General features: G+C 70.9%; 5 protein-coding genes. 4 read left to right on the top strand and 1 reads right to left on the bottom strand.

Annotated features, from left to right (window positions below; translation table 11 throughout):
• Positions 1 to 115: 115 nt before the first annotated feature.
• Positions 116 to 7,513 (bottom strand): type I polyketide synthase, encoded by a 7,398-nt coding sequence (locus PJ985_RS22210; RefSeq protein ID WP_271685672.1) that lies wholly within the window; start codon positions 7,511 to 7,513, stop codon positions 116 to 118.
• A gap of 218 nt (positions 7,514 to 7,731) precedes the next feature.
• Between PJ985_RS22210 and PJ985_RS22205 the strand changes: the two genes are divergently transcribed.
• From PJ985_RS22205 to PJ985_RS22190, 4 genes are read left to right on the top strand one after another with little or no spacing between them, the layout of a single operon-like run.
• Positions 7,732 to 8,694, top strand: a complete 963-nt coding sequence (locus PJ985_RS22205; protein WP_271685671.1) for a 3-oxoacyl-ACP synthase III family protein — start codon at positions 7,732 to 7,734, stop codon at positions 8,692 to 8,694.
• A gap of 5 nt (positions 8,695 to 8,699) precedes the next feature.
• On the top strand, positions 8,700 to 9,647 hold the full coding sequence (locus tag PJ985_RS22200; protein WP_271685670.1) for an alpha/beta fold hydrolase: 948 nt from the start codon (positions 8,700 to 8,702) through the stop codon (positions 9,645 to 9,647).
• Positions 9,644 to 11,218: an AMP-binding protein gene (locus PJ985_RS22195; RefSeq protein ID WP_271685669.1), complete on the top strand. Its 1,575-nt coding sequence runs from the start codon at positions 9,644 to 9,646 to the stop codon at positions 11,216 to 11,218. The genes PJ985_RS22200 and PJ985_RS22195 overlap by 4 nt, the downstream gene beginning before the upstream one ends.
• Positions 11,215 to 12,198, top strand: a complete 984-nt coding sequence (locus PJ985_RS22190) for an NAD-dependent epimerase/dehydratase family protein (protein WP_271685668.1) — start codon at positions 11,215 to 11,217, stop codon at positions 12,196 to 12,198. The genes PJ985_RS22195 and PJ985_RS22190 overlap by 4 nt, the downstream gene beginning before the upstream one ends.
• Positions 12,199 to 12,521 lie beyond the last annotated feature (323 nt).

Here is a 12,521-nt window from a genome sequence, read left to right as displayed (position 1 = left end):
GGCGGGCAGTCAAACCGCTCAATGCGCCCTCGGCCGTGATCTGTCCGGCCGACCCAGACCAGCGGATCTTCGGGCACCTGCCCGGCGTGGACGAAGAGCGAGTTGCAGGGCGGGTTCAGGTGTCGGAGGCGGAGTCGATACCGAGCCGGCTGTGGACCAGGCGGGCGAAATGGGTCAGCGTGCGGCCGCCGGCCATGAGCTCGGGAGGTGTGATGCGGATGTCGAAGTGTTCTCGGGCACGCACCAGGAATTCGGTGCTCAGTAGGGAGTCAAGGCCGTAGTCGGTTACGGGGCGGGCGGGGTCCAGTTCGGCGGCGTCGGTGTGCAGGACGGCTGCCAGAAAGCGGGCGAGTGTCTGAGTGATCACGCTCATGGCCTCGTCGGGAGCCATGGCTGCCAGCTCGCGCAGCAGGTCGTCACGGGTTTGGGGGGAGGATGACGCCCCGGCGGGCACCAGGTGGGCGAAGCGGGGAGTGGACAGGATTGACAGCAACCGGCGAGCGTGGCCCCAACGGTAGCGGCCGATGCCGGCGACATCAGTTTCCAGGCCCAGCGAACGACCGGCGACGGCCAGGGCCTCGGCGGTGGTGAGAGGTTCGAAGCCGCGTTCGGCCATGGCGGCACCCATATGGTGGCGGGCGGCGTACCCGGTATCGCCGATCGGGCCATAGGCCAGGGTGGTTGCGGGCCGACCCGCCGCCCGGCGGGCACGGGTCAGGGCTTCCAGGTAGGCGTTGGCCGCCGCGTACGCGGCCTGGCCGAGATTGCCGATGCCGGCGGCGACCGAGGAATAGGTGAGGAACATGTCCAGGTCGCGTCCTGCGGTGGCGCGGTCCAGCAGGGCGGCACCCGTCGCTTTGGGGGCCAGGACAGCGGCGAACCGGTCATCGGTGAGCTCGGCCAGGGGAGCGTCGTCCATGTGCGTCGCGGCGTGGACGACGCCGCGCAGCCGCTGCCCGGAGGCGTCGACGGCGCCGAGCACCTGGTGCAGGTCGGCCTCATCGGCGACGTCGGCGGCGTAAGCGGTGGCGTGTACGCCGCGCCCGGTCAGGCTTGTGAGGAGCGCTGCCGCTTCGGGAGCGGCCGGGCCGCGGCGGGAGACCAGGGCCAGGTGGCGGGCACCGTGGTCGGCGAGCCAATGGGCGGTTGCGGCGCCGAGCCCGGTCAGCCCGCCGGTCACCAGGTAGGTGGCCGTGCCGTCCAGGACGGTGGTGGCGGGTGCGGGTTCGACGAGAACGGGCTCGTCCAGTGGATCGAAGGAGACGACGACCTTACCCGTGTGCCGGGAGTGCTGCAGGAGCTGGAATGCCTCCTCCACGCGTGCCGCTGGATAGACCGTGTGGGGCAGGGGCCGGTAGCCGCCGCGGTCGACCTGCTCGGTGAGATCAGCGGCCAGGCGCGCTCCACGGGTCCGGTCGAGCACCACGCTGTCGAGGTTGAAGCCGATGAAGGCCAGGCTGCGGTCGAAGGCACGCAGCGGTAACGGATTGTTGAGGAAGATGTCGCGCTTGCCCAGTTCGATGAAGCGGCCGTTGGGCCGCAACAGGTCCAGGCTCTGGGTCATGGCCTCGCCGCTGAGCGAGTTGACCACGATGTCGACCCCATGCCCTCCGGTCAGCTCGCGTACCTGCGCAGCAAAATGCAGGGTGCGTGAGTCCAGTACGTGCTCAGCGCCCAGAGTGCGCAGCAGGTCTCGCTTGGTCTCGGTGCCTGCGGTGGCGATCACACGGGCTCCCCGGGCGCGGGCGCACTGCAGGACGGCCAGGCCCACGGCGCCGGCGCCGCCATGCACGAGAACTGTCTCCCCGGCGTCCACATGGGCTTGTGTGAGCAGCGTGTGGTGGACCGTGAGAAAAACGACCGGGAATGTTGCGGCCTCTTCGAAGCTCATCGTGTCGGGGATTCTCATCGCGCCGTCGGCGGGGATGACGGCGTGGGAGGCGAGAGCTGCCGGTACGACGCCGTGGACCCGGTCGCCGATTGCGATGTCCCTCACCCCCGGCCCGACCGCGCGGACGACGCCGGCGCCGTCGTTGCCCAGTCCTCGGCTGAGCGGGCTGTCCTCCACGGCTTCGGGAGGCAGCAGGCCGTTGGCGCGCATCGCGTCGCGGTAGTTCAGCGCCACGGCCCGCATCTCGACTGCCACTTCGCCCGGTCCGGGCTGCGGGGTGCTCATCTGCCGCCAAACCAGGCGCCGGGCCAGCCCGGGGTCGCGGGCCTCCAGGATGAAGGGCGTGGTGGCGGGGGCGGTGGGGGCCTCGTCCGCCGGGTACTGGACCTGACGGGGCACGAAGCGCCCTCGGCGGGTGAGTACGATCTCGTCCTCTTTCCCCCTTTCTCCGCCGTGCTCCGTGGTGTTCGCCGGAGCGAGCAGTTCGGCGGCCAGTCGCCAGGCGTCGGCGGCAACGTCACCGGTGCGGTCGAAGGAGACGCGCCGCACGCACAGGTCGGGCCGCTCGTTGGACAGAGTACGGGCAGCGGCCCAGATGGCCGCGTCCTCGGGGTGTGCGGGGCGCTCGGGAGCGGGGAACAGGCCGGTGGGACGGGTGACCAGCCACACCTGCGGGCGGATGCCTGCCCGGAGCGCCTCACTGGCGGTGGCCAGGGCCCGTAGCACTGCGGCGCGACGGATGGTTCGAGTGCCGACCTGGGGCGGGCGGGTTTCGGCCAGCAGCAGGACGATCCGCACCTCACCATGGTCGGGCAGGGCGGCGGCCCAGGTGGCGGTGTCGGTGGGCGCGAGCATGACCGTGCACGGACCCAGCAGGGCCGACAGTGCCTGTGCGGTCGATGTCTCGGTGGCGGCTTCGGTGGCGATGAGCCAGGTGGTGTCGGCAGGCGGTGCCGGCAAGGCGGGCTCGTCCACCGGGCGGCGGTCGGCGGAGGTCAACAGCACCGATCGTTCCCGGGGGCCGATCTGCACGGTGCCGGTGAAGCCGTACCGCTCCAGTAGCGGCTTCCACCGGTCTGCGGGCAGCAGACGGGTGGCGGGCCGCAGCGTACGGTCGCTGCGCTCCCAGAAGGACTCCAAACCACCCCGCAGCAGTCCTTCCACCGGGGCGTTGTGCGGCTCGGTGGCCAGTAGGTGGCCGCCGGGGACCAGCAGGGCGCGCAGACGGCCCAGGGCAGCGGCCAGGTCGGTGACGGCGTGCAGGGCGTCACCGGCCACGATCAGGTCGAAGCAGGCTTCCGGCAGGCCTTGTGCGGCCGGGTCCGCATCCAGGTCCAGGGGGCGGTAGTCGACGAAGTCGAGCAACGCGAAGCGGTGTCGGGCTCGGGCGAAGGCTGCTTGGGAAGCGGCCGTACACGTGTAGCGGGTGCGGTCGGCCGGCAGCAGCGGCAGGACGGCGGCTGTCAGGGCCGTGGTGGTCGCGCCCACCTCCAGGACGCGCAGGGGGCGGTCGGAAGGCCAGCAGTGCACGATCCGGGCGAGCAGGGCCTGCACCGCGCGCTGGGTGAAGCGGTGGGCCGGGGCGGTCTCCTGGCGCTGTTCGGCGAAGCTCTCCCCGGCAAGCAGCAGGTCGCGCGGGTCGGTGGTGCCGCGCAGCATCTCGGGAAGGTGCCGCAGGTGCCGGTTGAGCAGGAGCGTGTCGGGGCCGAAGGCTGGATGGTCTTCCACCAGGCTCCGCAGCAGCGCGTCGGGGAGCAGCGCGGTGTCGGTCAGCTGCCACCGGTCCCCAGCGGCCCTGATCAGGCTGTGCCGGACCAGCAGGGGCAGCATCAGGCGCACCAGCCTTCGGTGTTTGGGCTGGAGGCCACCAGCCTCCAGGTCGGCGGTACGGAAGGGGGTGGCGGGGGCTGCGAGCAGGCTGCGCAACGCTGCGGCCCAGCAGTGGGCGACGGCTGCTTCGGCAGCGGCGGTGAACCGGTCGTGGCCGCAGCCGTCCAGGGCCGAGCGTGCGGCGGCGAGTGTGGCCTGTGCGGCGGCCGTCACCTCGGCGGGAGCGGGCAGTGGGGAGGGCGGGGGCGGGAGGGCGGGATGTGGAGCGGCGCGCAGGACGGTGCGCTGGACGGTCAGTGGGGGGCGGTCGGACAGGTGGGCGCGCCGGGTACGGCAGCCGTCGATCTCGGCGGTGACGGTGCCGTCGGTGTCCGCGTAGGTGATGTCCCAGCAGATCTCGTTCGTGCTGCGGCTGCGGCGGCGCAGGTACACCACGCCGCTGGGCGCGGGGGTGCGCCACACGCGTACGGAGCCGAACACGGACGGCAGGTAACCGGCTGCTTCACGGGGGGTCTGCTCGTCGGCCAGCGCGATGGTGGCCTGCAGTGGTGCGTCCAGGAGTACCGGGTGGACCGTGTGGTCGTCGGCGGGGTGCTGGAGCCGGTAGGTGGCCAGCAGCTCGCCCTCGCCCACATGCAGGGTGTGCAGGAGCTGGAAGGCCGGGCCGCATTCGAGGCCGAGGCGGTGGCATTGCTGGTAGTAGTCCGGACCGCTGACGGTGTGCGAGCAGCGCGCGCTGATCGCGGTGGTGTCCAGCGGGGCGGGGGCGCTTCCGAGCAGGGTGCGGAGCTGGGCGCGTACGACCGGCAGGCAGTCGCCGCCGTGCTCTTCGCGGGTGCTGATGGTCAGCGCGCCGTCGGCCGGGGTGACGGCGGTCTGCAGCGCGATGGGGCCGGGGTCGGGCCAGGGCAGGGCGAGGGCACGGGAGATTTCCAGATACCGGACTTCCACCGGGCGGTCCAGTGCGCTCTTGCCTGCGGCCAGGGCCATGTCCACGTAGGCGGCTGCGGGCATCAACACGCTCCCGCCGATGCGGTGGTCGCCCAGCCACGGCACCAGTTGGGGTTCGACCGCCCCGTGCCACAGCGGGTGAGGGGCGGGCAGTCGCTCGCCCAGCAGGGGGTGCTCCACCAGGCCGCTGCCACTGGTGCGCATGACCAGGTCCTGCGGGGTGCCGTGCCAGTGCCGCTCGTGCTGCCAGGGGTAGGCGGGTAGGTCCACGACACGGCCCGGACGGGGAAAGTGAGCCTGCTCGTTTCTCTCGGCGCACGCGGCGAGCAGGGACGCAACCGCGGTCGCCGCTTCCCGGGGACCGTCCCCGTTCCGGTGCAGGGTGGGAATGCAGGTGGCCTCCGTACGGCGCAAGTAGGGGCGCAGTACGGGGTGGGGTCCGATTTCTACCAGAATGTCGACGCCCTTGGCTGCCATATGGCCAAGGGCTTGGGCGAAGCGGACCGGTTCGCGCACGTTGCGCCACCAGTAGTCGGCGTCGAGTTTCTCACCGATCAGCGGGGCGCCGGTGACGGTGGAGACGAACGGCAACCGCCCCGCGGTGGGGCGCAGGCCGGCGAGCGCGGCGCGCAGGGGTTCCTGGACGATGTTCATGGCGCGGCTGTGAAAAGCGTAGTCCAGGTCCAGTTCGCGAAAGAAGACTCCTCGGGATTCCAGTTCGGCGCCCAGGGCGGTCAGCGCGTCCGCGGCCCCGGCCACGGTCACGTCCCGGTCGCTGTTGATCCCGGCGATCTCCAGCGCGCCCTTGTAGCGGAGCAGTGCTTGGCGGGCGTCCTGTTCGGGCAGTCCGACCGCTGCCATGCGGCCCTGGCCTGCGGTGACTTCCTGGGTGCGGCTGCGTTCGGCGATCACCAGCGCCGCCTGCTCCAGGGTCAGTGCACCGGCCGCGTGTGCGGCGGCGACCTCGCCGACGCTGTGCCCCAGCACCGTTCTGGGACGCAGCCCGTGAGAGGCCAATAACGCGGTCAGGCCCACCTGCACGGTGAACAGGGCCGGTTGGGCGGTTTCGGCACGCCGCCACCGCTCCGGGGCGGGCTGCTCGAGCTCCATGGCCACCGACCAGCCCAGGAGCGGGGTCAGCGCCGCGTCGGCGGCCTCGACCGCGCTGTGGAAGACCGGCTCGCTCGCGAGGAGGTCGGCGGCCATTCCGGGCCACTGGGAACCGTTGCCGGAGTAGACGAACGCCACCGCGCCCCGCTCGTTCTTGTGCGTGACTGCGCCGCGGGCGGGTTCGCCCGCGAACAACCGGTCCAGTTCCTCGGCCGCCTGCTGGGGATCGGTGGCCAGCACCGCGGCGCGGTGCGGGTGGGCGCTGCGGCGCACGGTGCTGGTGTAGGCCAGGTCGTAGTACTCGCGGGGGTCGGCTTCGCGCAGCCGGTTCGCCATGCGTCCGGCCAGTTGCTTCAGGGCCCGGGGAGACCGGGCGGAGACCACCACCGGCATCGCTCCGTCACCTTGTTCCGGTGCCGTCTTCGGCTGCGGCCGGCTGGGGGTGGGTGGCGGGATGACGATGGTGTGGGCGTTGGCCCCGCCGAAGCCGAATGAGTTCACCCCTACCGCGGCCGGGCCGCGGGAGGGCAGTTGGACCGGTTCGACGGTGGGTGCCAGGCCGAGCCCGTCGAAGTCGATGGCCGGATTGAGGGGCAGGGCGTGCAGGGACGCCGGTGCGATGCGGTGGCGCAGCACGAGGATGGCCTTGAGCAGGCCGGCCATGCCCGAGGCGGGCTCAAGGTGACCCAGGTTGGATTTCACCGAACCGATCGGCAGCGGGCTGCTGCGGCGCTGGCCCAGGGCCCGGCCGATGGCGTGGGCCTCGGCAGGGTCCCCCACCGGGGTGCCGGTGCCGTGGGCCTCAAAGTACACCAGCTCGTCGGGGCCGATTCCGGCCTCCTGGTAGATGGTGCGCAGCAGGGCCTCCTGTGCCTCGGAGCTGGGCAGCGTCATCCCGGTGGTGCGGCCGTCGGTGTTGCTGCCCGTGGCTGCGAGCACGGCGTGGACCCGGTCACCGTCGGCCACTGCGTCCGTCAGACGTTTGAGGACGAGGACCGCCCCGCCCTCGGCCCGCACGAAGCCGTCGGCGTCGGCGGAGAACGCCGCGCACCGCCCGCGCCGCGACAGCATCCCCGCGTAGGAGAATCCGGCGAAGGAGTACGCGTTGATGAGCACGTTGACACCGCCGGCCAGCGCGACGCGGCTGGTGCCCTCCTGCAGGGTGCGGCAGGCGCGGTCGAGGGCCACGAGCGCGGATGAGCAGGCTGTGTCGATCACCATGCTGGGCCCGCGCAGGTCGAAGGCGTAGGACAGCCGGTTCGCCCCGATGGACAAGGTGGAGCCGGGCATGGTGTAGGGGCTGGTGTGGTTCTCCATCGTCGCCAGGATGACGCCGTAGGAGGGATCGGACACACCCACGTACACGCATGTGTTCGACCCCGCCAGCTCCTCGGCCGGGATGGCCGCGTCGTCCAGCGCCTCGGCCGTCATTTCCAGCAGCAGTCGTTGCTGCGGATCCAGGTGTTTGGCCTCCTTGGGCGAGATCCCGAAGTAGGCGGCGTCAAAGGACGCCACGTCTGTCAGGAAGCCCCCCGCGGCGGTGTAGCTGCGCCCGGGACGCGGCCCATGGGGGTCGACGAACCGGTCCTTGAGGAAGCGGTCGGGCGGCATCTCGCCGACCAGGTCGCGCCCGCCCTGCAGCGCCGTCCACAGCCCGTCCAGGTCCGTGATTCCGCCCGGTAGCCGGCAACCGACGCCCACCACCGCTACCGACTGCTGGAACTGCCCCATGTCCACCACTCCCCCTCAGAGCACACCGGATTGCTCCATTCAGGCGAACCGAAGGGGAAATCCACAAGGTGACCTCCGGGTAGTTCACTCATTAGGATGATGATTCGGTCATACCGTGCGATGGTCGGTTGTCAGGTCGCTACGGTGGCTCGGTGCTTGAGACTCCGCGTGCTCGTCTGATAGCCACCGCCGTCCACCTCCCGCCCCGGTATCGGACCATGTCCGACATCAGGGACAGGATCGTCTCTTCCGGGGGGGCCTACGCACCGCCACCCGGGCTACTGGAGGACCTGACCGGCGTGCGCGGCGTCCATGTGCGCGAGGAGGGCACGTGTGCTTCCGACCTCGCTGTGGCAGCCTCACGCAAAGCCCTGGACCGTGCCGGCATCGGCATCGACGACGTGGATCTGCTGCTGTTCGCCGCAACCACCCAGGACATGCTCGAACCTTCCACCTCGCACATCGTGGCCGCCAAGATCGGGGCCGACTGTCCGGCATTCGACGTCAAGAACGCCTGCAACAGTGTCCTCAACGCCCTGGAGGTGGCCTGTTCGTTCATCGCCACCCGTCGCTACCGCACCGTGCTGATCGCCTGCGGAGAAGTGGGGTCCCTGGTCACCCGCTGGCGTGTCCCCGATCAGGAGGCCCTGATGCGGGCCATGCCCGGCTACACCGTTTCCGACGCCGGCGCCGCCATGGTGCTCACCACCGGTCCCGCCGGAGACAGCGATCCGGGGGTGCTGACTCTGCGGTTCGCCGCCGACTCCACCTCCTGGGACGCGTGCACGGTGGCCGGTGGCGGGGCCATGAACCCGCACTCCCTCGACGACGAGCTGTGCACGCTGCGCCTGAACGGTGACCTGTTGCGAACCACTGCGGTCGACAGCCTGCCGTTCATCCTGAAGGCGGCCGGAGGTGAGCTGGAAAGGGTCCGCACCAGCGCCTTCATCGCCTTCCATCAGATCGCGATGCCGCAGTACCACGAGATGCTCGACAAGCTCATGCTGCCTGCGGACCGGTGCATGCCCGCCGTGGCCGAGCACGGCAACTGCGCCGCCGCCTCCCTCCCCCTGCAACTGGTCAAGGCTCAGGCGGCTGACCGCATCGAGCCCGGGGACACCGTGGCGATGCTCGGCGTGGCCAGCGGCATGAGTTTCGGCCTTGCTCTGATCCGGTGGTGACTGCCATGAGCGAACCCACGCCCCCCGAGTCCTTCACTCAACGGTCCCGGCTTCTGGACCACCTGCTGCCCGGCTATCCCGGCACCGAGCACTGGCGGCGCGTCCCGGCCACCGGCCAGCACTACCTCGACCTCGGTGCCGGCGATCCGGTGTTGTTCCTGCACGGCAACCCCTCGTGGAGCTATGCCTGGCGCAAGGTGCTGCCCGTGCTGGCCCCGCAGGTCCGATGCCTGGCCCCGGACCTGCCCGGCCTCGGCATGTCCCCGGGCCCCGAGGTGCTGCCGCCCGACCCCGCGGCCCGCTACCAGATGCAGCTGGACCATCTGGAGGCGCTCCACCGTCATCTCGTCCACGAGGAGCAGGTTCCCGCCCGTGGCTGGACCCTCGTGGTGCACGACTGGGGCGGCCCGCTCGGTATTGCCTGGGCCCTGCGCAACCCGGGCGTCGTAGCGCGGCTGGTCATCCTCAACACCATCGCCTTCCCCTGGCCCCAGGGCTACCGGCTGCCGTTCTACCTGCGCTGGATCAGGGACTACCGGCCCGTGGCTGCCACCGTCCAGGCCACCAACATCTTCGCCCGGGCCGTGGTGCGTGCCGGAGTCACAACCCCGCTCAGCGCCGCGGAGCGGCGCGCCCATCTGTGGCCCTCCGCCCATCGGAACGGCCGTCGCGCGGTCACGGAGTTCGTCCGCGCCATTCCCCGGCACGCAACCGACGAGGCGTGGCAGCTGCTCGAGCCCTCGCAGGACGCCCCCGACCCGAGGAACCTGCCAATGTTCATCGGGTGGGGTATGCGTGATCCGGTCTTCACCCCACTCGTGCTGTCCGAGTGGGACCGTCGATACCCCCACGCCCGCATTCGGCGTTACCCGGGCTCCGGCCATTTCGTGATGGAGGACGCCGCCCCCGAGCTCGCCGTCCACATCCGGGACTTCCTGCGAGGCTCACGATGACCTCCCTCAATATCTCCGCCCGGCTGGTCCAGCAGCCCACCGCGACCGTCCTCATCCCCTGCAGCGGCTCTTCCGCACAGGCCGTCAGCGCCGCCCAGCTGCTGGACGGCTGTCGCCGCACTGCAGAGGCTCTGCACGACGCCGGCGTGCGCCGCGGTCACAAGGCCGTGGTCATGACCCGTGATCCCTACGAGTTCGTCGCCGCCGTGTACGCCCTGCATACCCTGGGAGCCGTCCCCGTCCTCAGCGAGCCGCGCGCCGACGTGCGGCGCTGCTTGGACGAGGTCGCCCCCGAGGTGTTCATCGGCGAGCCCTTGGCCCACCTGGGGCGCCGCATTCTGGGCTGGGGTCGCGGCCACGTCCGCGTCCCCCTGGTCACCGGCCGTGCCTTCCCCGGCCGAGGCCTCCTCCTCGGACGGGGCCTGGCCCTGCCGGTTCCGGACGGAAGCGGCCCGCCCCCGGACATCAAGGAGCCCGCGCCCGGTGACCTAGCGATGATCGCCTTTACCTCCGGCTCCACCGGGCGGCCCAAGGGTGTGGAGTACCGCTACTCCACCCTGGCCGGGCAACTCACCGCCCTGGCCACCGTCCTGAAACCCCAGCCGGGCGACATCCTGCTGTCCGGATTCCTGCCTATCACCCTTATCGGCCCTCTCCTCGGCCTGACCACCATCGCCCCGGCCATCAACCACCTCGCCCCGGCCCGCACACCACCCGAGCACCTTGTCACACCCGTACAACAACACCAGGCCACCGCGATCCTCGCCTCACCCGCCGTTCTGGCAGTCATCACCCGCCACTGTGCCCGCCACCGCCTGACTCTGCCCTCCGTCAACCGCGTCCTGTCCTTCGGCGCACCCCTGCGCCCCGGTCTCGCCGACGCCCTGGCCGACGTGCTGCAGCCCAACGCCGAGATTCTCAGCGTCTACGGCGCCACCGAATGCCTGCCCGTCTCCGTCATCAGCGCACGTGACCTGCGGGCCCTTCCGCCCGCCGGCCACGCCGGCACCTGCCTGGGCCGTCCCCTGGCCGGGCTCAGGGCACGCATCCTGGACGCCGACCCCACCGGACTGGGTGAGATCGCCGTCGCCGGCCCCGTCGTCAGCCCTGCCTACCATGCCCGCCCGGACAGCAACGCAGCTGCCAAGTCCTTCGCGGACTGCGGACTACTGCACCGCACGGGCGACCTCGGCCGCCTCGACGGCCAAGGCCGCCTGTGGTATCTCGGCCGCAAGGCCGACCTCGTGACCGGCGACGGCTTCAGCCTGACCACGGAGGACGTCGAAAAGGCTGCCGACGCCGCCCCCGGCGTCCGGCGCACCGCACTGGTCGGCATCGGCCCTGCCGGACGGCAGCAGCCTGTGCTCTGCGTCGAAACCCGGTCCCACACCGGACCTGACATCACCGTGGCGTCCGCGCGCGCCGCCCTTGACCACCACCCTCAAGGCCATCGCGTGCAGCACATAGTGGTGCATCCCCGGTTTCCCACCGACCACCGTCACAACTCGAAAATCGACCGCATCCGGCTCTCGGCATGGGCCGCCAGGCGTCTACGGAGGATCGAACGGTGAAGGTCCTGGTCACCGGAGGCAGCGGATTCCTCGGCCGCGAGATCTGCCGCCAACTCGTCGCCCGCGCCATCACCACCTGTTCTCTCAGCCGCCGCCCCAGCCCTGCCCTGGCCCGGCTCGGGGTCCACCAGTACCGGGGCGACATCGCCGACCCTACCGCCGTCTCCCGCGCCGTCACCGGCTGCGACGCCGTGGTGCACAGCGCAGCCCTGGCCGGCGTCAGCGGCCCTCTACGCCCCTACCGGATCACCAACGTCGACGGCACCCGCAACGTCATCGCTCAGTGCCGCGCCCACAAAGTGCGCACCCTGATCCACACCTCGACCGCCAGCGTCGTCTTCCGCCCCGGCGGCCTGGAGGGTGTTGACGAGCATCTGCCGTATCCCGACCGCCATCTGGCCGCCTACCCCTGGACCAAAGCCCAGGCTGAAGCCCTCGTCCTGGCCGCCAACAGCCCTGCGCTGGCCACTGTCTCCCTGCGCCCGCACATCATCTGGGGTCCCGGTGATCCGCACTTCGTGCCTGCTCTGGTCCGGGCCACCCGCGGAGGCCGCCTCCTGATGCCCGGTGACGGCACCAACCTCATCGACACCACCCATCTCCGTACCGCCGCCCACGCCCACCTCCTTGCCCTTGATCGTCTTCATCGGTGCCCATCCATAGGCGGGCGCGTCTACTTCATCGCGCAGGACGACCCCCGCCCTCTTCGTGAGATCACTTCCCATTTCCTCCGAGCCGCCCGCGTACGCGCTCGCTGGCACACCCTGCCGCCCCGCCTCTCCTACGCCACGGCGGCCGCCAGCGAGGTCGCCCTCAGCCTGGCCCGGGCCGCCCGCACCCATGCCCTCAGCCGCTTCCTGGTCGCTGAGCTCCTGCACCCGCACTGGTTCTGTCTCGAGGCCGCCCGCCGCGACCTGACGTTCGAACCGCCGATCAGCTTCGATGCCGGGGTGAGAGAGCTGACGCGGACAGCGGACTGAACTGGTCCGTTGAGTGAACGGCTTCCTCTCTGTGCTCGGGACAGAGAGGGGGCAGCATCGCTGACCTCGTGCAAGCATCGAAAAGCAGGCGAGAACGGCCCTTACGGTTCTGTTCCGGAGAGTGTGCCCGCAACCTCGCGACAGCACACCGGACGCCGCACCGCCGGAGGCGGTCATGTACCCGTGCGCGCTGCCTTGGCAGCGGCTCACATCGCGGGCATCAGGGGTCTGCCGGTCACCGATGATGCTTGCGTCAACTTGACCCGGCCCTGAAGGACCGGGCTTGGGGGTAGCGTCGCCCAACTGGCTGCTGGGTGGGCTCT

The organism is Streptomyces sp. ACA25, from assembly GCF_028200735.1.
GTDB lineage: Bacteria > Actinomycetota > Actinomycetes > Streptomycetales > Streptomycetaceae > Streptomyces.
Note: the sequence above shows the minus strand (reverse complement) of the source record. Positions and strands in the feature narration are given on the sequence as shown.